Source organism: Mesorhizobium sp. M0698 (assembly GCF_040320455.1).
Classification (GTDB): domain Bacteria; phylum Pseudomonadota; class Alphaproteobacteria; order Rhizobiales; family Rhizobiaceae; genus Mesorhizobium.
The window spans coordinates 489,634-515,500 of sequence record NZ_JAMYPQ010000001.1; the positions used below are offsets into that span (position 1 = coordinate 489,634).

Here is a 25,867-nt window from a genome sequence, read left to right on the forward strand (position 1 = left end):
TGATCGGGAGAATTTTGGCGATCGTTGTTGGCGTGGTCTGCGCGACAGGCAGCGCCATGGCCGCGTCCATGCCGGCTCTCAAGTCGATCGACCTGGCAGCGCTCCAAGCCACTGTCGAGGGTTTGGCCAAGGAACTTATGCTGCCCGGTGCCATGGTTTTGCTCAAGACTCCGCGGGGCAACCTCGTCTTCGGCTACGGTACGACTGAACTGGGTGCCACGAACCCGCCGCGCGCCGATACCCACTTCCGTGCGGCCTCGAACACCAAGACGATGACCGCCGCTGTCATCGTGCAACTGGTGCAGGAAGGGAAACTGAGCTTCGTCGATCTGATCTCGAAATACGTCCAGCGCGTTCCCAACGGCGACGAGATAACCATTCGGCAGCTCATAACAATGCGGAGCGGCCTCCCTAACTTCACCAATCCGCCGGAACTTGCCGAAAGCCTGGACAAGTATCCTTACAGGGTATGGACCGCTGATGAAGTACTCGGCATGGCGTTCAAACGGCCGCCGGACTTCGCGCCGGGTGCCGAATTCGAGTACAACAACACCAACTACTATCTGCTCGGCCTTGTTGCCGAGAAGATCGACGGCAAGCCGCTCTCGACCATCTTCCGGGACCGCCTGTTCGGGCCGCTCGGCATGAAGAACACGGCGTTGCCGCCGAGCACGTCGAACGCCATCCCCGAGCCATACTCAAACGGCTATCTCTACGGCAGTACTTCGTACGCCCTGGCTGATGCGCCCTATCCGGACGACCTCCAGGCTGCGGCCAGGGCGGGAACGCTCAAGCCCAACGACGACACATGGCAGAACCCGTCCGCCTACTTTGCGGCTGGCGGAGTCATCTCCACCGCGGATGACCTCGCGACCTGGATGCGCGCGCTGGTCGGGGGCAAGCTCTTCAATGCCGACTTCCAGCGGCAGTGGCTTGCAAGCCCTGAGGCGCCGGAGCCGGGCGAACCCGCCATGCAAAAATACGGCTATGGCATCCTAACGCTGACCTTCGGGCCTAACGAAATCTACTATCACGAAGGCGAGATGCCCGGTTACCAGTCCTTCATGGGCTACGATCCGGCCAATGACGTCACCCTGGTCATATGGACCAACCTGACTCTCGCGCTCGACGGCCAGGCGACCGCCAACACCTTGATGGTGAAGATACTGGACGAAATCTACACGGTGTCGCCGCTTCAAGAGGTGAAGTGAGGATCCTCGCGTGCGAATGGAATCGCCCCTCGTGAGCGAGGCCTGAGTTGGTTCAAACACCTACGCCAACCAATCCGCCAGCTTTGCCTTGCCCACGTCCCTCAGCAGGCCGATGAAGCCGTCGGACTGATGTTCGGCGGTCAGCCGGCCTTTTTCGGCGGTGGCAATGCTGGCGTCGCCGACCACGCCATTCGGGTTGAGGTCGCTGGAGATCCAGGCGAAGGCGTGCGTTCCGGTGTGGCGCAGCAGCGAAAATTCCTTTTCGGCGCGGGCGACCTTGGACACGAAATTGTCGGCCTTCCCCATATCGACGAGGTCGGGCCGGAAATGCAGCATCAGCGAGGTCTCGACGTCGCCGCCATGAATGCCGTGGCGGTCCTCGAGCTCGGTGTACATGCCGGCCGGCCGGCCAAAACGCTGCCAACTGGTCTTTACCGCCAGCATCTTTGCCCGCACGCGCAACTCGCGGGTGACGATGCCCATGATCTCTTCATTGCCGCCATGCGAGTTCACGACAATCAGTTTTCGGACGCCGGCGCGCGCGACCGACAGGCCAAGTTCGGTCCACGCCTCGACCAAGGTCGTCGCCGGCAGGGTGAGGGTGCCCGGTGCGTGCAAATGTTCGTTCGACTTGCCCACCGCCTGGACCGGCAGGATGCGGATGTCGAGATCGCCGGGCAGGCGCGCGATCACCGTTTCCAGCATGCCGTTCATGATCGAGGTGTCGGTCGAGACCGGCAGATGCGGGCCGTGCTGCTCAATCGCCGCCAGCGGCAGAACGGCAATGGTCGCCTCAGGATCGACGGTCGCGTATTCGGTGGTCCGGTAGTCACCCCACCATACGCGTTTTTTTGCAGCGGTCATGTCATGCCCTCTTGAACCGACAAGCCCAGACCTAACGCGGGAACGATCGGCTGTCGATCATCCCGCCGCGATGACCTCGATCTCGATCTTGAATTCCGGCCGGGCAAAACCAGAAACGATCATCAGCGTCGAGGCCGGCGCAGGGCTGGCGAACAGCCGGTCGCGAACCTCCATATAGGGGCGCAGGAAGGCGCGGTCGGTGACGTAGGCGTTGATGCGGACGATGTCGGACAGGCTGAGCCCGGCCTCGCCGAGAATCGCCGATATGTTCTGGAAACAGAGCTCGGCCTGTGCGCCGGCCTCTTCGGGGATCTGGTCGTCCGGGGTGATTGCGACCTGGCCCGAACACAGCACCAGCCGCTTGCCGGGCGGCAGTTCGACGCCATGGCTGTAGCGGGCGAAGGGCGGCTTGATCGACTTCGGCGTGAGAAATTTGAACATGGCAATCTCCGTTCACGGCAGCCTAAAGCGGGATCGATGCGGGCATCAAGATGGCGGTGCATGTCACGAGGGCGATTGTGGACAGGCGATCAAAAAATAGGCACGATGCCTTTCGTACAGCATGACCCGTCCGGCCTTCGCGCCGCCATTGCTCAGGCGGGCATTGCACAAGCGGGCGGTCCCGGCGCAACGCGCCGGTGGCATGTGTCTTGCTTCTTGAAACAATGGTGTCGAGCCCGGCGCGTGACGCGCCGGAGCGAACAAAGGGTGGTGTGGATGTACGGAAAACTCAAGATTTCGGCGGGCGCGATCGTGCTGCTTGGCGCAGGCACGCTTGCCGCGGCAGCGAACGAAAAAGTCACCTTCGGCACCAACTGGCTGGCTGAGCCGGAGCATGGGGGTTACTACCAGGCCGTGGTGGACGGCACCTATGCCGCCTGCGGCATCGACGTGACGATCATGCAGGGCGGCCCACAGGTCAGCGGCCGGCCGCTGCTGCTGGCCGGCAAGATCGATTTTTACATGGGCGGCAATCTGCTGTCGGCCTTCGATGCCGTGCAGCAAGGCATACCGATGCGCGTCGTGGCGGCCGACTTCCAGAAGGACCCGCAGGTCATCATGTCCCATCCCGGGCAGGGGCTGGACAAATGGGAAGACCTGAAGAACGCCGAGCAGTACATCCTTGGCGACGAAGGTGCGCAGACCTTCTTCCAGTGGATGGTCACCGACCTCGGCTTCGATGCCGCCAAGCGCGCGCCCTACACCTTCAATCCGGCGCCGTTCATCGCCAACAAGAAGTCGATCCAGCAGGGTTACGTCACCTCGGAGCCATTCGCCGTCCAGAAGCAGGGCGGTTTCACGCCGAACCAGTTCCTGCTGGCCGACTATGGCTGGGACACATATGCAACGACGGTCGAGACCATGCAGGAGACGGTCGACAAGCGGCCCGAGGTGGTCCAGTGCTTCGTCGATGGCTCGGCCAAGGGCTGGTACAATTATCTCTACGGCGACAACAAGGCCGCCAACGAGATGATCAAGAAGGAAAATCCGGATATGACGGATGAGCAGATCGCTTTCTCGATCGAGCAGCTGAAGAAGTTCGGCGTGGTCGATTCCGGCGACAGCGAAAAGCTCGGCATCGGCGCCATGACCGATGCGCGCATCCAGAGTTTTTACGACAAGATGGTCAAGGCCAAGGTCACGCCGGCGGGCATCGACATCAAGAAGGCCTACACGCTGGCCTTCGTCAACAAGAGCGTCGGGCTCGACCTGAAGAAGTAGGCCGTGAAGCTGGAGAAAGTGGCGCAACAGCCAGGAAGCGTATCGGGGCCGACGCTGTTGGCGCTGCGTGGCGTCGGCAAGGTTTTTTCCAACGGCGTCACCGCGCTCAGCAATGTCGAGCTGACGATCCGGGAAGGCGATTTCCTCAGCCTGCTCGGACCGTCGGGCTGCGGCAAGTCGACGGCGCTGCGGCTGATTGCCGGCCTGTCGACGCCGACCTCGGGCGTGCTCGACTGGCGCGGCAGCGGCGCCCTCGAGCGTTCGAATATCGGCGACCGTTCAAATATCGGCTTCGTCTTCCAGGAGCCGACGCTGCTGCCCTGGGCCGACGTCTTCGACAATGTCTGGCTGCCGCTGCGGCTGAAGGGCGTGTCGCGTGCCAAGGCGGCGCCGGCGGTGATGGAGATGCTGGCGCGGGTTCACCTGACCGGCTTCGAGAATGCCGTGCCGCGCGAACTGTCGGGCGGCATGAAGATGCGCGTCTCTATCGCCCGCGCCATGGTAACCAAGCCGCGCATTCTGTTGATGGACGAGCCGTTCGCCGCACTCGACGAGATCACCCGCTTCAAGCTCAACAACGACCTTCTCGAGCTATGGCAGGATGAGCGTTTTACCGTCGTTTTCGTCACCCACAGCGTCTTCGAAAGCGTATTCCTCTCCAACCGCATCGTCGTCATGGCGGCGCGGCCGGGCCGGGTGTTTGCCGAGCTTGCCGTCGATGCATCCTACCCGCGCGACGAGGCGTTTCGCACCTCGCCCGACTATGCCGCGCTCTGCCGCCAGGCATCCGACGTGCTGATCGGCGCCATCAACTCAACTGCCGGACCGCATCATGACGGCCATTGAAGAACAGATCCCGGCGCTCGACCCGGAGGAGGCGCGCCGCGTCCGCCAGGAGCGCTTCGAGCGCATCGGCAGATGGCTGCTGCCGCTGGCGATCATGATCCTGGCGATCTGGCTGTGGGACCGCGTCTGCGTCTGGAACGACATCCCGAAATACATCCTGCCGCGCCCCGGCGTGGTGCTGCAAACGCTGCACGACGATGCCGGGCTGCTGTTCTCCGCGCTGCTGGTGACACTCAGGATCACCTTCTTGAGCCTGCTTCTCGCCGTGGTCGGCGGTGTCGGGCTGGCAGTGCTGTTCGCTCAGTCGAAATGGGTGGAGATGTCGTTCTTTCCCTTCGCCATCGTGCTGCAGGTGACGCCGATCGTCGCGATCTTTCCGCTGATCAACATCTATGTCGACAACCAGACGACGAAGCTTTTGCTTTGTGCCTGGATCGTCGCCTTCTTCCCGATCCTCTCCAACACCACGCTCGGCCTCAACTCCGTCGACCGCAATTTGCGCGACATGTTCAAGCTCAACGGCGCCACTCGCTGGCAGCAATTGCGCTATCTGCGCCTGCCGGCCGCGATGCCTTATTTCCTCGGCGGGCTGAAGATCGCCGGCGGCCTGTCGCTGATCGGCTCGGTGGTGGCCGAGTTCGTCGCCGGCGCCACCGGCCAGTCGTCCGGCCTCGCCTCGCGCATCATCGAGGCCGGCTACCGGCTCAACGCACCAAGACTGTTCGCGGCGCTGATCCTGATCTCGCTCACCGGCATCCTGATCTTCCTGGTGCTGTCGCTGATTTCGCATCTCATTTTGCGGCGCTGGCACGAGAGCGCGCTGAGGCAGGAGCGGTGATGGTGAGCAGCGCCGCCTTGATACCAGCTTCTGGTTCCTACCATCTTTCCAACGTCCGGCTTCACGCGTCGCTGACGCCGGGGCTTGCGGCTGCCTTTGGCGCCGACGGATTTGCGCTCGCGGACGTTGCCGTCGCCGATGGCAAGATCTCCGGGATTACGGCGCATCGATCCAACGCACCGGCGGACGCCACCGATCTCGGCGGCCGCATCGTGCTGCCGTGCTTTGTCGACTGCCACACCCATATCGACAAGGGCCATATCTGGCCCCGAAAGCCCAACCCGGACGGCACCTTCATGGCCGCTTTGAACGCCACCGGCGCCGACCGCGCGGCGCGCTGGAGCGCCGACGACGTTGCCCGCCGCATGGATTTTTCGCTGCGCTGCGCCTACGCGCACGGCACCAGGGCGCTGCGCACGCATCTCGACAGCGTCGCGCCGCAGGAAGAGATCTCCTGGCCGGTGTTCGAGACGATGCGGGAGAAATGGCGCGGCCGCATCGAGCTGCAGGCGGCCTGCCTGCTCGGCATCGAGGGCGTGCGCGACAGGAAATGGTTCGAGAGGCTGGCCAAACGGGTGGCTGCCGCCAAGGGTGTCCTCGGCGTCGTCACCTATATGGTGCCGGATCTCGAAGAACTGCTCGACCAGGTGTTTGCGCAGGCGATCAAGCATGGCCTCGACCTCGATTTCCACGCCGACGAGACCGACGATGTCTCGGCGATCTCGCTGAAGAAAATCGCCGAAGCAGCCCTTTGGAACGGTTTTGACGGGAACATCCTGGTCGGCCATTGCTGCTCGCTGGCACGCCAGCCCGACCTCGACGTGCTCGACACGCTGGATAAGGTCGCCAAGGCCGGCTTGGCGGTGGTGTCGCTGCCGATGTGCAATCTCTATCTGCAGGACCGGCGAGGCGACAGGACAACGCCGCGCTGGCGCGGGGTGACGCTGCTGCACGAGATGAAGGCGCGCGGCATTGCCGTCGCCGTCGCCTCCGACAATACGCGCGACCCGTTCTACGCCTATGGCGATCTCGACATGCTGGAGGTCTATCGCATGGCGACGCGCGTCCTGCATCTCGACCATCCCGTCGCGGACTGGCCGCAAGCTGTCACCGCAACGCCGGCCAAGGTGATGCGGCTCGATAATTTCGGCACGCTTGCCGCCGGAGCGCCGGCCGATTTCGTCGTCTTCAGGGGGCGAAGCTGGACGGAATTGCTGTCGCGGCCCGAATCGGATCGCATCGTCGTGCGCGACGGGCATGCGATCGAGCGCCAGCTGCCCGATTATGCCGAACTCGATGATCTGATGGTGGAATGATGGATATTGCGGCGCTCAAGCGCGACCTGGACGGCCTCAAGGTCGATGACCATCCGGCCATCGTCCAGCAGAAGAGCCGCGACTTCTACTGGTACAGCCCGGTGCTGAAGCAGCAGCTCGAGCACGTCACCGGTGACCTGATCGTGACGCCGAAAACCGAAGACGAGGTCGTCCGCATTCTCGCCGCCTGCCACCGGCACGGCGTCCCGGTGACGCCGCGCGGCAGTGGCACCGGCAATTACGGGCAGGCGATGCCACTGTCCGGCGGCGTGGTGCTCAATCTCGCCGAGATGAACGCGGTCAAGATGATCGCGCCGGGCCGTGTCGTCACCGGCCCCGGCGCCGTGCTCGCCGACATCGACAGAGCGACGCGGGCGCATTCCGGCCAGGAGCTCCGCATGTCGCCGTCGACCTACAACACCGCATCGATCGGCGGCTTCGTCGCCGGCGGCTCCGGCGGCATCGGTTCGATCCGCTGGGGCGGACTGCGCGACCTCGGCAACGTCATCCGGCTGAGGACCGTGACGATGGAGGCTGAGCCGCGGGTCATGGAGCTCACCGGCGAGGACGTGCTGAAGGTGATGCACGCCTACGGCACCAACGGCATCATCACCGAAGTCGAGATGCCTCTGACCGCCAGCTATGACTGGATCGACGTCATCGTCGGCTTCGACGATTTCATGGATGCGGCTGGCTTCGGCAACGATCTCGCCATCCAGGACGGCATATTGGCGAAACTGATCACGCCGATCGCAGCACCCATCCCCTACGATTACTTCAAGCGCCACCAGCGGTTTTTCCGGCGCGGCCAAAGCATCGTCGTCTTGATGATCGCGCCGCATGCGATGGATGCCTTCCTCGCCTTCACGGCGCGCAGCAAGGGCGAGATCGTCTTTCGCGCCGACAAGGAGGCCGATCTCAAAGGGCTGCCGCCGGCCTATGAGCTGACCTGGAACCACACGACGCTGCGTGCCATCCGGGTCGATCCGACGATCACCTATCTGCAGACCCGCTATCCGTCGCCGGACCACCTCGGCCACGTCAAGGCGATGGTCGACCGCTTCGGCGACGAGGTGCCGGCGCATCTCGAGTTCATCCGCTTCGACGGCGCCATCGGCATCGCCGGGCTGCCGCTGGTCCGCTTCACCACGGCGGAGCGGCTCGACGAGATCATCCGCATCCACGAGGACAATGGCTGCTGGATCTTCAACCCGCACCGCTACACGCTGGAAGAAGGCGGCATGAAGCGCACCGACGAGGTGCAGCTCGCCTTCAAGCGCGAAACCGACCCGCAAGGGCTGCTCAATCCAGGCAAGATGATCGCCTGGGAAAACCCGGACTATGATTATCGCTCCGGCAAGTCGTTCCTGTTCAAGGGGCTGGAGAAGGCGGGTTGAGACGATGACGGGCGAGTGGCGCTGTACCCCCCTCTGGCCTGCCGGCCATCTCCTCAAGGGGGGAGATTGGCAGTTCCATCGTCTCGACCATCTTCCAACGTCGTCAACTGGCGAAAGCGATACTGACAGCCGATCTCCCCACTTGGGGGGGAGATGCCCGGCAGGGCAGAGGGGGGTGCTTGGTGCCGACTTGCGAGATGTTCTCCTGTGAACGTCTTCGTCCTCTACGCTCATCCTGTGGAGACCAGCTTCAACGCCGATCTGCACCGGACGATCATCGAGCGGCTGAAGGCCGCCGGCCATGTCGTCGACGACTGCGATCTCTATGCGGAGGGTTTCGATCCCAGGCTGACGCGGGCCGAACGGCTGTCCTATCACGACGAACGCAGCGACGGCGATCCGGCGTCAGCCTATGTCGAGCGCTTACTGCGGGCCGAGGCGCTGGTGCTGTCGTTTCCGGTGTGGAACTTCGGCTATCCGGCCATTTTGAAAGGCTTTTTCGATCGCGTCTTCCTGCCCGGCGTGTCGTTCAAGCTGGTCAACGGCAAGGTGCAGCCGTCGCTGCACAACATTCACAAGGTCGCGGCGGTCACCACCTATGGCGGCAGCCGGTTCCGCGCCATGCTGATGGGCGACCCGCCGCGCAAGCTGGTCAATCGGGTGCTGCGCGCCACCATCAAGCCTGGCGGGTCGGTCTCCTATCTCGCGCATTACTCGATGAACCTGTCGACGAACGAGACGCGGACGAAATTCATCGCGAAGGTCGCTGCCAAGATGGACGCGTTCTGACGCGGGAGGGGACTTTTCCTTCTCCCCTTGTGGGAGAAGGTGGATCGGCGCGTAGCGCCGAGCCGGATGAGGGGTGCTGGAAGAAACGCGGCGTGGGAAGATTGGGACGGGAGCGCTAAACGCTAATTCCGTTGAGGTAGCGATCCTTCCAACACCCCTCATCCGACCGAGCTTCGCTCGGCCACCTTCTCCCACAAGGGGAGAAAGAAAAGAGTTACATCCGCACCCGTTCCGATTTCGGATCGTACATCGGCTTGAGCGAGGCCTCGGCGGCAAAGCGCTCGCCGGCGATCTCGATTTCGTAGGACGACGCCAGGACGTCCGCCTCGCTTTCGCCCTTGCAAGTCACGTAGCCAAGCCCGATCGCGCCGCCGAGATGATGGCCGTAATTGCCCGAGGTGATCGGGCCGACGATCGTGCCGTCGCGCAGGATCGCCTCATTGTGGAAGAGCAGCGGCTCGGGGTCGTTCAGGCGGAACTGCACCAGCCGGCGTGACAGGCCGGTTTCTTTCTTCGTCAGCACCGCATCGCGGCCAAGGAATTCGCCCTTGGCCGTTTTCACCGCGAAACCCAGCCCGGCCTCCAGCACATTGTCCTCGTCGGTGATGTCGTGGCCGAAATGCCTGAAGGCCTTTTCGATGCGGCAGGAATCCAGCGTATGCAGGCCGCATAGCTTCAGGCCGGCGTCAGTGCCGGCTTCCGCGATCGCTTCGAAGACATGGGCAGCCTGGTCGGTCGAGACATAAAGCTCCCAGCCGAGTTCGCCGACATAGGTGACGCGGTGAGCGCGGGCCAGGCCCATGCCGATCTCGATCTCCTGAAACGTCCCGAACGGGTTGTTCTCGTTGGAGAAATCGTTCGGGCTCACCTTTTGGATCAGCTTTCTCGAATCCGGGCCCATCAGGCAAAGCACGGCTTCGGCCGCCGTCACATCGGTGATGACGACGAACTCGTCGGCAAGGTGTTTTCTCAGCCAGGCCAGGTCGCGTTGCAGCGTCGCACCGGGCACGACGAGCAAGAAGGTCGTTTCGGACAGTCGCGAGACGGTGAGATCGCTCTCGATGCCGCCGCGCTGGTTGAGCATCTGGGTATAGACGATCTTGCCCGGCGCCACGTCCACGTCGTTGGCGCAGAGCCTTTGCAGGAAGGCGCAGGCATCGCGGCCTTCGACACGGATCTTGCCGAACGAAGTCATGTCGAACAGGCCGACGCCGTTCCTGATCGCAAGATGTTCCTCGCGCTGGTTGTCGAACCAGTTCTGCCGCTTCCAGGAATAGCGGTATTCGCGCTCCTGGCCGGGCCTAGCGAACCAGTTGGCGCGCTCCCAGCCGGCGACCTCGCCGAACACGGCGCCGCGCGCCTTCAGATGTTCGTGCAGCGGCGAGCGCCTTATGTTCCGCGAGGTCGCCATCTGCCGGTAGGGGAAATGATCGGCGTAGAGCAGGCCGAGCGTTTCGGAGACGCGCTCTTTGAGATAGCGGCGGTTCTTCTGGAACGGCTGGGCGCGGCGGATGTCGACCTCCCAGAGGTCGAAAGGCGCTTCGCCATCATTGATCCATTGCGCCAGCGCCATGCCGGCGCCGCCGGAGGAGACGATGCCGATCGAATTGTAGCCGGTCGCCATCCAGTAGCCGGAAAGCTCCGGCGCCTCGCCGAGATAGTAGCGGTCGTCGGGCGTAAAACTCTCGGGACCGTTGAAGAAGGTGTGAATACCGGCGGTGGCCAGCATCGGCATGCGGTTGACGCCCATTTCGAGGATCGGCTCGAAATGGTCCATGTCCTCCGGCAACTGGTCGAAGCAGAAATCCTCGCTTATGCCGTTCATGCCCCAAGGCTTGGCCACTGGCTCGAAAGCGCCGAGCATCATCTTGCCGGCATCTTCCTTGTAGTAGGCACACTCGTCCGGCACGCGCAGCACCGGCAGGCGGGAGAGCCCGGGGATCGGCTCGGTGACGAGATAGAAATGTTCGCAGGCGTGCAACGGGATGGTGACGCCGTTCTGGGTGCCAAGTTCGCGTGCCCACATGCCGGCGCAGTTTACGACGATATCGGCCTCGATCAGGCCTTGCTCGTCGCCCTGCGCCCAGGAAACGCCGGTGACGCGGCCGGCCCTGGTATGGACCTTGGTCACCTTGACGTTCTCGACGATCGTTGCACCGCGCTGGCGCGCGCCCTTGGCCAACGCCATGGCGATATTGGCCGGATCGCACTGGCCGTCGAGCGGCAGGTGCACGGCGCCGACCACATCTGACACATTGAGATGCGGGTACATCTGCTTGACTTCACGAGGCGAAATCTCGCGCACATCGACATCGAAGGCGCGGGCGAGAGACGCCTGCCGATAGATCTCGTGCTTGCGCTCCTCGGTAAGCGCCACCGTGATCGAGCCGACCTGGCGCATGCCGGTGCCGACATCGGTCTCGGCCTCCAGCTTGACGTAGAGGTCGGCCGAGTATTTCGCCAGCCGCGTCATGTTCTGTGAGCCGCGCAGCTGGCCGATCAGGCCGGCGGCGTGCCATGTCGTGCCCGACGTCAGCTGCTTGCGCTCGAGCAGCACGATATCGGTCCAGCCGAGCTTGGCCAGATGATAGGCGACCGAGCAGCCGGAGACGCCGCCACCGATGATGACCGCCCTCGCTTTGGGGGGAATGGCCTTGGTCGGAATGGTTTTGGTGGGTGAGGCGCTCATGCGGCCTCACGGCGATAGAAGGAGGCGAAGCGGCGCAGGCGTGTGGCGGCCTCCATCAGCACCGGCTCAGGCTGGCAGAGGCTGAAGCGGATGTGGCCGGCTGCAGCCTCGCCGAAGCTCGAGCCGGGCATGACGCCGACCTTCTCCTGGTCGAGGAAAGCCCAGGCGAATTTTTCGTCGTCCGGCTCGATCGCCGATATGTCGAGCATCACATACATGCCGCCTTCGGAGCCGCGCACGGTGACGTTGTTCATACCGCGCATGGCATCGAGAACGACGGCGCGCCTTGCGGCATAGCGCTCGGCGATCTCCTTGACGCCGTAACCATTTTCGAGCGCCTCAGCGCAGGCGAGGCTGATGAAGGCCGGCAGGCCGTAGGTCATCACCAGATTGAGGTCGGTCAGCAGCGAGACCATCTCCTCGGGCCCGGTCAGCCAGCCCATGCGCCAGCCGGTCATGCCGTGGCTCTTCGACATCGAATTGATGACCAGCGTGCGTTCCGCCATGCCGGGCAGCGAGCGTGGTGAGACGTGCTCGCCGCCGCCCAGCGTCCAGTAGACCTCGTCCGACAGCAGCCATAGGTCATGCTCGCGGCAGATCTGCGCCAGATCCTCCAGGCGCTCTCGCGAATAGACGGCGCCCGTGGGGTTGTTGGGCGTGTTGATCAGGATGGCGCGGGTGTTCGGCCGAAGGGCGGCGCGAATGTCGGCGGCGCGCGGCTGAAAGCCATCCTCGGCGGGGGTCTCGACGACGCTGAACTCGGCGCCCGCCGCACTGAAGGTGTTGGGATAGGTGGCGTAATAGGGCGCGACGACGATGGCATGGTCGCCCTGGTCGAGAACCGCTTGAATGGCCGCGTAAAGCGCGGCCTGCCCGCCCGGCGTGGCGATGACCTGGTCGGGATTTGTCGCAACGCCGGTGCACCGCATCGAGGCCGCCGCCATCGCCTTGCGCAGGCGTGGAACGCCGGCAAGCGGCGTGTAGTGGTGATTGCTGGCGCGAACCGCCGTCACGCAGGCTTCGATCGTCTCGCTCGGCGTGTCGAAATCGTGGTCGCCGACCGACAGCATGATGATGTCCTCGCCGGCCTGCTTGCGCGCCCAGGCAGCGGAATGAACCTCCCAGCCATCCTTGCCCGAAGGCACGATGCCGGAAATGCGCGATGATGGCCTGGGCATTATGCTGCTCCCGAAATTTCATAACCGGCCTGTTCGAGCCGGTCGCGCAGCGCGGCGATGTGGGCCGGTCCGACTTCGCAGCAGCCGCCGACGATGCCGGCGCCGGCCTCGACCCAACCGACCGCCTGGCCGGCATAGGCATCCGGATCAAGGTCGTGGCGGGCGTGCAGCACTTCCACGGTACCGCCATGCTTGAGCGCCTCAATCGAGGTGAAGCCGTTGGCATAAGCGCCGACCGGACCGCCGAGAGCGATCAGTTCGGGCAGCGCTGCAGCGATCGCTTCGGGCCGGCAGCAATTGATCAGCCGGGCCGCGACGGGCAGGCCGGCAAGAGCGCCCGACGCCGCCGCAATGGCTTCGCCGCTGCGCAGGCGCGGCGTGCCGTGGTCGGCAAGCGTCCACGACACCCATAGGGGCTTGCCGCTTTCCGACGCCGCGGTGACGGCGGCGCGCGCCTCTTCGGCCGACGCCATGGTTTCGCACAGAAACAGATCGACGCCGTCCGCCTGCTCGGCAACGATACGGCGATAGATGTCGAGCGTATCCTGGAAGGATATCGTCAGCGCCGGCGCATAGCTGCCGAACAGCGGCGACAGGCAGCCGGCGATCGCCGCGTCGCCGGCCTGGTCGCGGGCTTGCCTTGCCAGTTCGATGCCGCGCTTCTGCAGCGGCTTAAACAGCTCTTCCGCGCCTTCGCGTGCCAGCCGCTCCGGCGTGGCTGAATAGGTGTTGATGGTGATGACGCGGGCGCCGGCGCGGATGAATTCCGCATGCAGGTCGCGCACCAGATCCGGTTCGTCGATCAGCACCCTGGCCGACCACAGCGGCGTCGGCTCGGAACTGCTACGGCGGACCAGCTCCTGGCCCATGCCGCCATCGGTGAGGATCACTTTCTTCATGCTCTGAGCCTCTCGTTCTTTGGATCCCATAACGGCTCATCCTTCTGCACGACCGCCCGAAAACGTTCGCCGAAGATCTCGATCTCGACCGCGGTTCCCGGCTCGGTGAGGTCGGCGCGCAGCATGCCGAGCGCGATCGACCTGTCGATGCGATGACCCCAGCCGCCGGATGTCGTCTCGCCGACGATCCGGCCGTCATGCCACAGCGTCGACATGTAGGGCGCATCGCAGTCGCCGGGGTTTTCGACAACCAGCGTGACGAAGCGCTTCTTGATGCCCTGCTGCTTCTCGTTTTGCAGCGCCGTCTTGCCGCGGAAGTCGGGCTTATCCCATCTGACGAATCGCTCCAGCCCGCCCTGCAGGATCGAGTAGTCGGTCGACAGGTCGCCCTTCCAGGTACGGTAGCCTTTTTCGAGCCGCAGCGAATCCAGCGCGTACATGCCGAACGGTTTTAGTCTATGCCTCTTCCCGGCCGCCCAGACGGCGTCGAAGATGCCTAAGGTATCGTCGACCTTGCTGTGGATTTCCCAGCCGAGCTCGCCGGCGAAGGACACGCGCACCAGCTTTGCCCAACGTCCGGCGATACTGGTTTCCTGATGCGTCAGCCAGGGCAGGGTGAGGTCGGCTGCGCAGAGTTCGGCGAGGATTTTTCGCGAGTTGGGGCCGGCGAGGATCTGGGTGGAGTATTCCTCCGTCCTGTCGATCAGCTTGAATGTGGCGTCCTTCGGGATGCGCGACTTCAGCCATTCGAAATCATGCCACTGAGCCACAGCGGCGGTGATCAGCGTCATCAGGTTCTCGTCGTGGCGGACCACCGACATTTCGGTGACGATGCGGCCCTTGTCGTCGGCAAAATAGACGAGGCCGATGCGGCCGGGTTTCGGCACCAGGCCGGTCACCTGGAGGCTCAGCCATTCGGCGGCACCCGGACCGTCGAGATTGAAACGGGAGAACCCCGGCAGGTCCAGAATGCCGGCGGCATCGCGGACGGCGAGGCATTCCTCGCGCACACGATGCTGCCACGGCCCGTCGCGGCGGAAGGTCAGCGTGGATTCTTCGGAGATGTCGTCGCCTGCGTTCGTATACCAGGTGGCGCGTTCCCAGCCATTATAAGCATCGAACCGGGCGCCGAGTGCCTTGATGCGGTCGTGGAGCGGCGACAGCTTGCGGTCGCGCCCGGCCGGCCAGGCATGGCGCGGGAACTGGATGGCATATTCGTTGCCGTAGATCTCCATGCCCTTGGCGACGCAATAATCCGGGGCCGAGGCAAAGGCGGTGAAACGGCGTGGATCGCAGGACCACATGTCCCATTCGGTCTGGCCTTCGGTCACCCACTCGGCCAGCACCTTGCCGGCGCCGCCGCCCTGGGCGATGCCGAAGGTGAAGACGCAGGCCTCGAAGGCGTTGGGCACGCCGGGCATCGGCCCGATCAGAGGGTTGCCGTCCGGCGCATAGGGGATCGGCCCGTTGATGACCTTTGAAAGGCCGGCGGTGCCGAGGATCGGCACGCGGGCGACAGCATCGGCCAGGTAATGTTCCAGCCGATCGAGATCGTCGGGAAACAGCTGGAAGGAAAAGTCGTCGGGCATCGGGTCGTTGTGGCCGACCCAGTGGGCGCGGCAATTGCGCTCATAGGGGCCGAGATTCATGCCGTTCTTTTCCTGGCGCAGATAATAGGACGTATCGACGTCGCGCAGCAGCGGCAGCTTCTTGCCCTGTTCCTTCGACCACGCCGCCAGTTCGGGGATTTCCTCGAACAGGATATATTGATGGCTCATCACCATCATCGGCACCTCGCGGCCGAACATCCTGCCGACTTCGGCGGCGCGGTAGCCGGCGGCGTTGACGACGATCTCGCAGCGGATCTCGCCTTGCGCCGTCTCGACCACCCACTCGTGATTGTCTCGGCTCACGCCGGTGACCGGACAGAAGCGGATGATCTTCGCGCCCATGTCGCGCGCGCCCTTGGCCAGTGCCTGGGTCAGCTGCGCGGGGTCGATATCGCCATCATTCGGATCGTAGAGCGCGCCTTTCAGCTCATGCGTCTCGATGAAGGGGTAACGGCGCTTAATCTCGTCGAGCCCGACCACGTCGATATCCATGCCCTGGTAGCGGCCCATGCCCTTGGCGCGCTGGAATTCCTGCATGCGCTCCGCGCTATGGGCCAGCCTGAGCGAGCCGGTGACGTGGTAGTTCATGGGATAGCGGACCTCGTCGGCCAGCCGGCGATAGAGCTCGGTCGAATAACGCTGCATGTTCATCAGCGACCATGACGAGGAGAAAGTCGGCACGTTGCCGGCGGCATGCCAGGTCGAGCCGGAGGTCAGCTCGTTCTTCTCCAGAAGCACGCAGTCGGTCCAGCCCGCCTTGGCGAGATGGTAGAGCGAGGAGGCGCCGACGGCACCACCTCCGATGATCACAACGCGTGCCGTGGTCGGCAAACCGGCCATGTTCTTCTCCGACTATTTGTTTTGATGCATGTCGTTGTCCCAAAACCGCCACGCACTTTTGGGCGACATGCATTCGTTCAATAGACAGGCGGCGAAACCACCCAGATGACGACAGCCGGCTCGGCTCCAGGATTGCGCCATCGGAACGGCTTGCCGTCGAAGCGGAAGGAGTCGCCTTCGCCAAGCCGGTGCCAGATGCCAGCAATTTCGATGTCGAAACTGCCCGAAGCGACGTAGCCGGCTTCCTCGGTCGGCCGGCGCGCCTCGGCCTTCATCTCGGCACCCGGAGCGAAGACCGAACGCAGCATCTCGAAGCTACCGCCGAGATCGGGCGACAGAAGCTCCTCCACCAGGCCGGAATCGCTTGTGCCAAGCGTGCGCCGGTTGCCGGCGCGCACGACCACGCTGCGCTCGGTCTCGACAGGCACGTCATGGCTGAAGAACAGGCTGACCGGCACGCCGAACAATTCGGCGAAGGCCCTGAGATCGCCGAGCGACGGGACCGACAGACCGCGCTCGACCTGGCTGACCCAGCCGACGGAACGGCCGAGCTTCAGTGCGATTTCAGCAAGCGTCAAGCCGCGCGCCTTGCGCAACGCGCGAATGTCGCCGGCCAGCAGCCGTTCGCCGCTGTCCTGTTCCGATCTGGCGGCGGTTGAGGGCAAAGCCATCCCTGTCTTGGTGAAAAATTCTCAGCAAATTTCATTTGATGGCGGGTTCATGAAAAAATCAAGAGGATTTTCACGCAACCACAAGATTTACTTGCGCCATTTTGACGGTTCGGGCAAAGGCTCGGCGCACGAGCGGCGAGTGGGGCGTCCGGTCGAGGCGGGTAGGCTATCGGGCGTTCAAAAAGACGCGCAAGGATGCTCCATCACTTCTAGTCGGCGCATGATCCTTCCGGAAAATCGGTTCGGGATCATACGCAAAAGGACGGCCCATGCTGGAAAACAACTCCCGGATTGCGGCGGCGATCGTCGATGACGCGATCACCTCGCGGCGGTCGGTACGCGCCTTCTTGCCCGATATGGTCGACGACGAGATCATCCGCGATATTCTCGCCGTTGCCGCGCGCGCGCCCTCAGGCACCAATATGCAACCCTGGAAAGTCTATGTGACCAAGGGCGAGGTCAAGCAGCGCATCACCGACGCCATCCTCAGCTCGGGCATCCGCGCCGAAAAGGCCGAGTGGGACGAGTATCGCTACTATCCCGACCAGTTCTTCGAACCCTATCTGACGCGACGGCGGGCCAACGGTTTCGGCCTCTACGGCGTGCTCGGCATCGGCCGGCGCGAGGTCGACAGGATGCGTGCGCAGCACGACCGCAACTTCGTCTTCTTCGACGCGCCGGTCGGCATGATCTTCACCGTCGACCGGCGGCTGAACAAGGGGTCGTGGATCGACTACGGCATGTTCCTGCAAAACATCATGGTCGCCGCGCGGGGCAGGAGCCTGCACACCTGTCCGCAAGCCGCCTTCGCGCCCTATCACCGGCAGATCAGGCCGGTGCTCAACATTCCCGACGAGGAGATCATCGTCTGCGGCATGGCGCTCGGCCACGAGGATACGTCCAAGCCCGAAAATGCCTTCCGCACCGACCGCGCGCCGCTGGAAGAGTGGGTGACGTTCGCGGAGTGACGTGAAGCGCCGTCCGGCTCTACTGCACTTCGTAGCCGACTTCCTCGCTCGCATGGCAGAGCGCTTTCCAGAACGAGCGGGCAAACGAGCGGAACACATAGATGTCGAACTGATCGGCGCCGGTGCGCTGGATCTGCGCGAAGATGTCGTGATGCATGGTCGAGCGGCCGGCGCCGATCGGGAAGGCCGGCAGCGCGAAGTCGATGGCGAAGAATTTCGCCAGCACCCACTCGGCCTTCGGCCCGGCGATACGGATCGCGGTGCGGCCGTGCGAAAGGTCGGTCACCGTACCGATGGCCGAAGTGACGACACTGGCAAAGGCCGGCGCCAATCCCTCGGCTTCATCGACCACAGTGAACTTTCCCGGCGCAAAGCCGAACACCGACCTGGCGCCGTTCGTCACACCGCCACCGGCGCCGTCGGGCAAAGCCAGGCCGGTGACCGCATGGATGCCGGCCATCAACTTCTTCTCCTCGCCGGGCCAGGCGGCGAGCTGCAGGATCGAACCCGGCCTGGTTTCGGAGAGGATGATTTCGACACCATGCTCGAAATTGCCATGCGAGCCCGGATGCAGCACCGGCTCAAGCGGCGATTGGCGTTCAACCATGCATGCGGCTCCCGTCCGGATCGAAGAAATGGTTGGAGACGATCTCGACCGGCCCGAACCGGTTGCGCAGCGGGTCGGAGACATAAGCGCGCGTGCCGCGCCGCGCCTTGCCGCCCTTGACCAGGGCAAGCGCGATATATTTACCCAGCGCCGGCGAATAGCAGCAAGCGGTGATGTGGCCAAGCGAGCCGTGCGGATTGGCTTCGTCAAGCTCCTCGACGATGTGTGCGCCGCCATTGAGCGGCTGGTTGTCGAGCGAAACAATACCGACGAGTTCCAGGCGGTCGGGCGCGATCAGCCCCTCGCGGTCCATCATCGCCGAACCGATGAACGGCTTCTTCTTCGACAGCATCCAGTCGAGATGCAGGTCGCGTGCCGTGGTACGGCCGTCGATCTCGGCACCGGTGACGTGGCCTTTCTCGATGCGCATGGTGCCCAGCGCCTCCAGCCCGTAGGTCACCAGCCCGAACGGCTTGCCGGCTTCGATCAGCGCCTCCCAGACATGGGTGCCGTAGCCGGCGCCGGAATAGACCTCGAAGGCCATTTCGCCGGAGAAGGACAGCCGGCAGATCATCACCGGCACGCCGGCGATTTCGCCGTGGACGATGCCCATGAAGGGCAGGGCGGCATTGTCGACGGCAGTGCCGCTGACGCAAGCAGCCAGTATCTGCCTTGCCTTCGGCCCGCCGATGGCGGCACCGGCCCATTGGTCGGTCACCGAGGTGACGTGGACCTTCAGCGCCGGCCAGATCACGTCGAGGAAATATTCCAGATGCTGCATCACCTTGCCGGCATTGGCGGTGGTGGTGGTCATCAGGAAATCCTGCTCGCCGAGGCGCCACGTGGTGCCGTCGTCAAAGGCGAGACCGTCCTCGCGCAGCATCAGCCCGTAGCGCGCCTTGCCGACGGCCAGCGTCGAAAACATGTTGGTGTATAGGCGGTCGAGGAATTCCGCCGCGTCGGGGCCTTGCACCGCGATCTTGCCCAGTGTCGAGACATCGACGATGCCGGCGCTCTCGCGCGTGCCTCTCGCTTCGCGGACATAGGCCTGCTCGATCGTCTCGCCGGGATGGCCGTAGATCATCGGCCGATACCACAGGCCGGCGGAATACATGGTGGCGCCGTTGGCGACGTGCCAGTCATGCATCGGCGTCAGCCGCTCGGGCTTCAGATCGCCGAAGCGTTCGGCGGCTAGCGAGCCGATCGACACCGCCGAAAAGGGCGGGCGAAAGCGCGTCGTGCCGACCTGCGGGATCGGCTTGCCCAGCGCCTCGGCCATTATGGCCAGGCCGGGTATGTTGGAGCTCTTGCCCTGGTCGGTTGCCATGCCGAGCGTGGTGTAGCGCTTCAGATGCTCGACCGAGACGAAGCCTTCGCGATGCGCCAGCCGCACGTCATCCGCCGTCACGTCATGCTGGAAGTCGACGAAGCTTTTTCCTTCGGCCTTGATCTCGAACACCGGCGCCGGATCGGGATCGCCAGGTGCTGCTTCGACGGCAGGCAAGGCCGCCGGCGTGGCGGTTGCGCCCGCAGCGGAAAGACCGGCGGCGCGACCTTCGGCGATCGCCTCGGCGGTGGAGAAACTGCCGGTGAAGGCGCCGGCGCCGATCCATTGCTGTGTCGTCGGCTTGGGCGGCAGGAACGCTTGCAATGCTTCGTTCCATTCCGCTTTGGCTCCGGCCTGGCTGGCCAGATGAATGGTCGGCGACCAGCCGCCCGACATCAATAGGCAATCGGCGTGGATGCTGCGCGCATCGCCGGAAAGCGCGCCGTTGACCATGTCGAAGCGCTGCACCTTGAAGCCGGAAAGCGCCTTGCCGCCCTCGGTGGCGATCACCGCGTGGCCAGAAAGGATCTCGGCCTCGGTCTCGCCGGCCAGCTTGCGCATTTCGCTCGAAAGCTCAGGGCGCACGTCGATGATGGCGACGACCACGGCGCCGGCCTTCTTCAGCGCCAGGGCCGCGCGATAGGCGCTGTCATTGTTGGTGAACAGCCCGATCCTGTCGCCGGGCAGCACGCCATATTCAATGGCATAACGCTCGGCAGCATGCGCCAGCATTACGCCTGGCCGATCATTGCCTGGAAAGACCAGCGGACGCTCCAGGGATCCGGTGGCCAGCACCACCGACTTGGCGCGGATCGTCCAGTAGCGATGGCGCGATTCGCCCTTGCCGGGCGTTTCCTTGTGGTCGGTGACACGTTCGAGCGCGGCAAGCGTGTTGCCGTCATAATAGCCCCAGACGGTGGTGCGCGGCAGCAGGCGGACATTGTCACGGCCTTCGAGCTGGCCGGCGGCGCGCGCTGCCCAGTCGGCGGCCGGCATGCCATCGATCGTCTCGCCCGACCAATTGGCCGAGCCGCCGAAATGCGGCTCGAGCTCGGCCAGGATGACGCGTGCACCCTGATCGGCAGCCGCCCTGGCGGCCATCAGCCCCGCCGGGCCGGAGCCGACTACCAGCACATCGCAGAACGCGTTCATGCGTTCGTAGCGCGCCGTATCGGGAGCCGTGCCTGCCTTGCCCAGGCCGGCGGCACGGCGGATGAAATGCTCACAGAACATCCAGAAGCGAGTGCCCTTCAGCGGACCGATCACCGGTCCCATGAAGGTCTTGTAGTAGAAGCCGGCCGACAAAAGCTTGCCGCCGAGCTGGTTCACGGCACTGATGTCCCAGGCAAGCGAAGGGAAGCGGTTCTGGCTGATTGCGGCCAGCCCGTCATAAATCTCGACCATTGTGGCGGGGATGTTCGGCTCGCGAACCTCGCCCCTCAACACTGTGACCAGCGCGTTCGGTTCCTCGACGCTGGCGGTCAGCAGGCCGCGCGGGCGGTGATATTTGAACGAACGCCCAAACAGGGTGACGCCGTTGGCCAGCAGCGCCGAAGCCAGCGTGTCGCCGGCATGGCCGGTATAAGGCGCGCCGTCGAAGGTGAAACGGATGGTCCGCAGCCGGTCGATGCGGCCCCCGGCCTCTGTACGGCGCGGGCTCATGGCTTGTCCTCGGCCCGGTGCCGCGCAACCGAGTTGTGGTCGCCGCGCGCGAACGCGGTGCTGGAGATCTCGTGCGTCAGCGTGTTGCGCACGACCCTGAGATGGGCGCGGCAGCCGCCGGAATGCTGCCAGATCTCATTGTGGTCGCCGGCTGGATTAAGCCGGTCGTAGACATAGGCGTTCCAGGCGTCGAGGTTCTGCGAGGCGGGCTGTGGGCGCTGGCGATTGCCGTCGCCCTGATAGGTGAATTCGATCACGTCGCGCGGGCCGCAATAGGGGCAGGTGATGAGCATGGATCTCTAACCTAATGCAGCCCGGGCGTGGCGCCCTGGCCCTTGTCGTCGATCACCAGGCCGCGGTAGAAGCGGTCGAGCGTGAAGGCCGCGTTGAGACCGTGCGGCTCGTCCTTGGCAATGGTCCAGGCAAAGCACCAGCCGGAAGCCGGCGTCGCCTTGAAGCCGCCATAGCACCAGCCGCAGTTGAGATACATGCCCGGCAGCGGACCGGTGGTGATGATTGGCGAGCCGTCCATCGACATGTCGCAGACGCCGCCCCATGAGCGCAGCATGCGGACACGGGCCAGCCCAGGGAACAGCGCCAGCATCTCGCTCATCACCTCATCGACGATCGGCAGGCTGCCGCGTTGGGCGTAGCTGTTGTAGCCGTCGAGATCGCCGCCATAGACAAGGCCGCCCTTGTCCGATTGCGACATATAGAAATGGCCCATGCCGAAGGTCAGGACCGTATCGATGAACGGTTTTAGCGATTCCGTGACGAAGGCCTGCAGCACGTGGCTCTCGATCGGCATCGTCTCGATGCCGGCAAGCCGCATGACCCGCCCGGTGCTGCCGGCAACCGCGACCGCTACCTTTTTTGCGCGGATTTCGCCGCGCGTTGTCGTGACGCCGGTGATGCGGTCGCCGTCGCGCAGGAAGCCGGTGACCTCGCAATTTTCGATGATGTCGACGCCGCGGCGATCTGCGCCGCGCGCATAGCCCCAGGCGACGGCGTCGTGGCGGGCGGTGCCGGCGCGCCGCTGCATCAGGCCACCGACGATCGGGAAACGCGCGGTGGCTGAGACGTCGAGCGCCGGCACCAGGCGCGCGATTTCGGCCGTGGTCATCAGTTCGGCGTCAACGCCGAGATGGCGCATGGCGTTTCCGCGCCGGGCATAGTCGTCGAGCTGAGCAGGTGTGTGGGCGAGGTTCAGGCAGCCGCGCTGCGAGAACATGACGTTGTAGTTGAGGTCATGGGCCAGGTTCTCCCACAGCTTCATCGAATGCTCGTAAAAGCGGGTGTTGGCCGGCAGGAGATAGTTGGAACGGACCGCCGTGGTGTTGCGGCCGACATTGCCGGAACCGAGCCAGCCCTTCTCCAGCACCGCGACATTGGTGATGCCGTGCTCCTTGGCGAGATAGTAAGCGGTCGACAGGCCATGGCCGCCGCCGCCGATGACGATCACGTCGTAGGACGCCTTCGGGTCGGGCTTGCGCCAGGCCGGCTTCCAGTCCTTGTTTCCGGTCAGCGCGTTCTTGAGAAGCGAAAAGGCCGAATATTCCGCCATTCTTATTGTCATCCATTTCAGGCTTTGCGGCAGACTATAGAGCAGGCCGCCAACGCAAAGCCAAGATTGCGCCATCGCTTTTCGACTCCCCGACTTCGACCGGATTGGCCGACTTCGACTGGATTGGCCGACTTCGACTGGATTGGCCGACTTCGATTGGCGGACTTCGAAAACGAGCCGCCTGGGATGACTTGCCCCGTGATATGAGCGTCTTTATCAAGGACGTGCTTCAAAACTGCCTCTGCCGCCCGCGAGTCGCCAGAAAAATCATGTTCTTTCGTTTACTCCGCCTGGTCCTGATCGCTGCACTTGTTGTCTCGGCGCCGCCGTCGTTCGACGCGATGGCGCAGGCGCTCGGGCAGGGTGCCGCCGGGCTGGTCACAGACCAGCAGAAGGTCATCCAGAGCCTGACGGCCAAAACCGACGATCTCGAGAAGAAGATACAGCAGGACGGCCAAGACGATGCCACCCTGGTGGAAATCCGCCTGCAATTGGAGGATCTGTCGCGGGCGGCGCTCACCAGCGCGCTGGCGTTCCGCTCGCGTCTCGGCGATATCAACGATCGGATCGAGACGCTGGGACCTCCGCCGGCCGCGGGCCAGCCGGCCGAGCCTGACATCGTGACCGGTGAACGCCAGGCGCTGGCTTCCGAAAAAGCCCAGATTAACGCCGTCATTGCCAGCGCGCAGAACCTGTCGATCCGCATCAGCGGGCTGATCGAGAAGATCGGCAACATGCGCAGCGAGCTGTTCCGCAATCAGCTCACCAAGCGCTACGTGCTGTCCGATGCATTGAGCCCGGAGGTCATCTCCGATGCCAACGACGAATTTACCAGTTTCTACAAAGCGGTGTCGTCCTGGCTGAGCTTCGCCTTCAAGTTCAAGTTCCAGGCAATTCTTGCCGCGACGTTGATGGCGCTTGCGCTGGCCGCCGTGCTTTTTGTCGGCGGGCGGCGCCTGTTCGGCCGCGTCTTCGAAGCCGATCCTTCCGTCGAGGATCCATCCTATCTCAGCCGCCTGTCGGTGGCGTTCTGGTCGACATTGCTGCCGTCGCTGGCGGTTGGCGCCTTCCTTATCTCGACGGTCTTCTTCTTCAATTATTACAATGTCTTGCGCGGCGACATCGGCATCTTCCTGAATTCGCTGGTTGCCGTTATCGCGGTGGTGTTCTGCGTCAACCGGCTGACCAATGCGGCGCTGGAACCGCGATTGCCGAACTGGCGTCTGATCCCGGTCGAAACCGGCCCGGCGCGCTGGCTGGTGCGGCTGACGACTGCCATGGCCGTCGCCATCGGCATCAATTATTTCCTGTCGGTCGTCAACGACAAGATGGGCTCGCCGCTATCGCTGACCATCGCCAGAAGCTTTGTCGCCACCATCAGCGTCGGCGTCATCCTGATCCTGATGGGGCTGCTGAAGCCGTTCAAGGCTGCCGACGGGAGCTGGCGCCCGTGGCCGCAATGGCTGCGCTACACCGCCGTCGCGCTAGGGCTATTCACCATAGCGTCGGCGCTGCTCGGCTTTATCGGCCTTGCTATTTTCGTCTCGGTGCAGGTCGTGGTTACCGGCACTATCCTGGTGACCGCCTATATCGGCTTCCTGTCGGCGCGGGCGATCGGCATGGAAGGTGGCTTCGCCAACACTTCGATCGGGCGCTGGCTAGCGGCCAATTCAAGCTCCGAAGAGACCGCGCTCGACCAGCTCGGGCTTGTCGTCAGCGCCGCCATAAACATCATGATCGTGCTGGTGTTCCTGCCGCTGATCCTGTTGATGTGGGGCTTCCAGCCCGGCGACATCCAGGCCTGGGCCTACAAATTGGCGACGGGCCTCACCATAGGCTCGGTGACGATCTCGGTCACCGGCATTCTCACTGGCGTCGTCGTCTTCATCATCGGCTATTTCCTGACGCGCTGGTTCCAGGGCTGGCTCGACGGTTCGGTGATGGCGCGCGGCCGGGTCGACACCGGTGTGCGCAATTCGATCCGGCTGGCGGTCGGCTATGCCGGCGTCGCGGTCGCGGCACTGGTCGGCATCTCGGCGGCCGGTATCGACCTCTCCAATCTCGCGCTGGTCGCCGGCGCCCTGTCTCTCGGCATCGGCTTTGGCCTGCAGAATGTCGTCTCCAACTTCGTCTCGGGCCTGATCCTTTTGGCCGAGCGGCCGTTCAAGGTCGGCGACTGGATCGTTGCCGGTGACATCAGCGGCACGGTCAAGAAGATCAGCGTGCGCGCCACCGAGATCGAAACGTTCCAGCGGCAGTCGGTGATCCTGCCCAATTCAAACCTGATCAACAATGCGGTCGGCAACTGGACGCACCGCAACAAGCTCGGCCGCATCGATATCAAGGTCGGCGTCGCCTATGGCAGCGACATCAAGCACGTGCATGGCGTCCTGTTGGAGATCGCGCGCAGTCATCCGCTGGTGCTGAAAAACCCCGAACCCTTTGTGCTGTTTTCCAATTTCGGCCCGGCCGCGCTCGAATTCGAGATCCGCGTATTCCTGGCAGACGTTCTTAGTGGCAATATCGTCCAGAACGACATCCGCTTTGCCATCTTCGATGTGTTCGCCGACCAGCATATCGAAATTCCGTCGACACCGCGCGCCGTCGTCGAGACCAAAAAGCACGAGGCGTGGCCGATCGACGACGACAAGATCGAAGTCGAATTCGCCGAGCGGGAACAAGCAAAAGCCCTAGCGGCGGTCGAGGCGAAACGTCTCGCCAAGTCGGGACGCAAGGTACGGAAGCCCGATCCTGACTAGCTGATTCGAGCTTGCCTTCAAGCCTTCGGAAACCAATTGCGGCATGAATGCGGCATTCAGTTGCCGTTCAGCTTGCATTGCATATAAGCTCACCTGCAAACGGCGAGAAT

Annotated in this window: 20 protein-coding genes; 9 read left to right on the forward strand and 11 right to left on the reverse strand. The window is 63.7% G+C overall.

From position 1 onward, the window contains the following. Positions 1–14 precede the first annotated feature (14 nt). Positions 15–1,211: a serine hydrolase domain-containing protein gene (locus NKI16_RS02500; RefSeq protein WP_352840395.1), complete on the forward strand. Its 1,197-nt coding sequence runs from the start codon at positions 15–17 to the stop codon at positions 1,209–1,211. A 60-nt stretch (positions 1,212–1,271) separates the two neighbouring features. Here the strand turns inward: NKI16_RS02500 and NKI16_RS02505 are convergent, their stop codons facing one another. After that, positions 1,272–2,075 (reverse strand): creatininase family protein, encoded by an 804-nt coding sequence (locus tag NKI16_RS02505; protein WP_352623280.1) that lies wholly within the window; start codon positions 2,073–2,075, stop codon positions 1,272–1,274. A 57-nt stretch (positions 2,076–2,132) separates the two neighbouring features. Next, positions 2,133–2,516 (reverse strand): RidA family protein, encoded by a 384-nt coding sequence (locus NKI16_RS02510; protein ID WP_352454641.1) that lies wholly within the window; start codon positions 2,514–2,516, stop codon positions 2,133–2,135. A gap of 276 nt (positions 2,517–2,792) precedes the next feature. Here NKI16_RS02510 and NKI16_RS02515 point away from each other — a divergent pair, with 276 nt between their 5' ends. From NKI16_RS02515 to NKI16_RS02540, 6 genes are all read left to right on the forward strand, one after another. Then, positions 2,793–3,797: an ABC transporter substrate-binding protein gene (locus tag NKI16_RS02515; protein ID WP_352568967.1), complete on the forward strand. Its 1,005-nt coding sequence runs from the start codon at positions 2,793–2,795 to the stop codon at positions 3,795–3,797. Positions 3,798–3,800: 3 nt separating this feature from the next. Further along, positions 3,801–4,643 carry an ABC transporter ATP-binding protein gene (locus NKI16_RS02520; protein WP_352623281.1) on the forward strand — a complete coding sequence of 281 codons (843 nt, stop codon included), beginning with the start codon at positions 3,801–3,803 and terminating at the stop codon, positions 4,641–4,643. Next, the gene (locus NKI16_RS02525) at positions 4,630–5,481 is read left to right on the forward strand and encodes an ABC transporter permease (protein WP_352623282.1); all 852 of its coding nucleotides are present in this window, start codon (positions 4,630–4,632) and stop codon (positions 5,479–5,481) included. The genes NKI16_RS02520 and NKI16_RS02525 overlap by 14 nt, the downstream gene beginning before the upstream one ends. Positions 5,482–5,498: 17 nt before the next feature. After that, a complete protein-coding gene (locus NKI16_RS02530; RefSeq protein ID WP_023676546.1) occupies positions 5,499–6,797 on the forward strand; it encodes a cytosine deaminase in 1,299 nt (432 codons plus the stop codon). After that, the gene (locus tag NKI16_RS02535) at positions 6,797–8,194 is read left to right on the forward strand and encodes an FAD-binding oxidoreductase (protein ID WP_352617684.1); all 1,398 of its coding nucleotides are present in this window, start codon (positions 6,797–6,799) and stop codon (positions 8,192–8,194) included. Before NKI16_RS02530 ends, NKI16_RS02535 begins: the two co-directional genes overlap by 1 nt. Before the next feature lie 207 nt (positions 8,195–8,401). After that, a complete protein-coding gene (locus NKI16_RS02540) occupies positions 8,402–8,983 on the forward strand; it encodes an NAD(P)H-dependent oxidoreductase (RefSeq protein WP_023676544.1) in 582 nt (193 codons plus the stop codon). Positions 8,984–9,197: 214 nt separating this feature from the next. Here NKI16_RS02540 and NKI16_RS02545 read toward each other — a convergent pair whose 3' ends face one another. From NKI16_RS02545 to NKI16_RS02565, 5 genes are all read right to left on the reverse strand, one after another. Beyond that, a complete protein-coding gene (locus NKI16_RS02545; RefSeq protein ID WP_352623283.1) occupies positions 9,198–11,672 on the reverse strand; it encodes a GcvT family protein in 2,475 nt (824 codons plus the stop codon). Next, positions 11,669–12,850 carry a pyridoxal phosphate-dependent aminotransferase gene (locus tag NKI16_RS02550; RefSeq protein WP_023676542.1) on the reverse strand — a complete coding sequence of 394 codons (1,182 nt, stop codon included), beginning with the start codon at positions 12,848–12,850 and terminating at the stop codon, positions 11,669–11,671. Before NKI16_RS02550 ends, NKI16_RS02545 begins: the two co-directional genes overlap by 4 nt. Next, a complete protein-coding gene (locus NKI16_RS02555; RefSeq protein ID WP_023676541.1) occupies positions 12,850–13,749 on the reverse strand; it encodes a homocysteine S-methyltransferase family protein in 900 nt (299 codons plus the stop codon). The genes NKI16_RS02550 and NKI16_RS02555 overlap by 1 nt, the downstream gene beginning before the upstream one ends. Then, on the reverse strand, positions 13,746–16,199 hold the full coding sequence (locus tag NKI16_RS02560) for a GcvT family protein (RefSeq protein ID WP_352623284.1): 2,454 nt from the start codon (positions 16,197–16,199) through the stop codon (positions 13,746–13,748). The genes NKI16_RS02555 and NKI16_RS02560 overlap by 4 nt, the downstream gene beginning before the upstream one ends. 77 nt (positions 16,200–16,276) lie before the next feature. Next, the gene (locus NKI16_RS02565) at positions 16,277–16,870 is read right to left on the reverse strand and encodes a helix-turn-helix domain-containing protein (RefSeq protein ID WP_352623285.1); all 594 of its coding nucleotides are present in this window, start codon (positions 16,868–16,870) and stop codon (positions 16,277–16,279) included. A 269-nt stretch (positions 16,871–17,139) separates the two neighbouring features. On the opposite strand from NKI16_RS02565, the gene NKI16_RS02570 reads away from it, so the two are divergent. Then, positions 17,140–17,838, forward strand: a complete 699-nt coding sequence (locus NKI16_RS02570; protein WP_352623286.1) for a nitroreductase — start codon at positions 17,140–17,142, stop codon at positions 17,836–17,838. Positions 17,839–17,857: 19 nt separating this feature from the next. On the opposite strand, the gene NKI16_RS02575 is transcribed toward NKI16_RS02570, so the two are convergent. The 4 genes from NKI16_RS02575 to NKI16_RS02590 are packed head-to-tail and all read right to left on the reverse strand — an operon-like array spanning position 17,858 to position 22,998. After that, on the reverse strand, positions 17,858–18,445 hold the full coding sequence (locus NKI16_RS02575; RefSeq protein WP_023676538.1) for a sarcosine oxidase subunit gamma: 588 nt from the start codon (positions 18,443–18,445) through the stop codon (positions 17,858–17,860). After that, complete coding sequence (locus tag NKI16_RS02580) at positions 18,438–21,434, reverse strand: sarcosine oxidase subunit alpha (RefSeq protein ID WP_352623287.1); 2,997 nt, start codon at positions 21,432–21,434, stop codon at positions 18,438–18,440. The genes NKI16_RS02575 and NKI16_RS02580 overlap by 8 nt, the downstream gene beginning before the upstream one ends. Then, the gene (locus tag NKI16_RS02585; protein WP_023676536.1) at positions 21,431–21,727 is read right to left on the reverse strand and encodes a sarcosine oxidase subunit delta; all 297 of its coding nucleotides are present in this window, start codon (positions 21,725–21,727) and stop codon (positions 21,431–21,433) included. Before NKI16_RS02585 ends, NKI16_RS02580 begins: the two co-directional genes overlap by 4 nt. An 11-nt stretch (positions 21,728–21,738) precedes the next feature. After that, entirely contained in the window at positions 21,739–22,998 is a 1,260-nt protein-coding gene (locus NKI16_RS02590) for a sarcosine oxidase subunit beta (RefSeq protein WP_352623300.1), read from the reverse strand. Between the two features lie 269 nt (positions 22,999–23,267). Between NKI16_RS02590 and NKI16_RS02595 the strand changes: the two genes are divergently transcribed. Continuing rightward, the gene (locus NKI16_RS02595) at positions 23,268–25,757 is read left to right on the forward strand and encodes a mechanosensitive ion channel family protein (RefSeq protein ID WP_352782381.1); all 2,490 of its coding nucleotides are present in this window, start codon (positions 23,268–23,270) and stop codon (positions 25,755–25,757) included. Positions 25,758–25,867 lie beyond the last annotated feature (110 nt).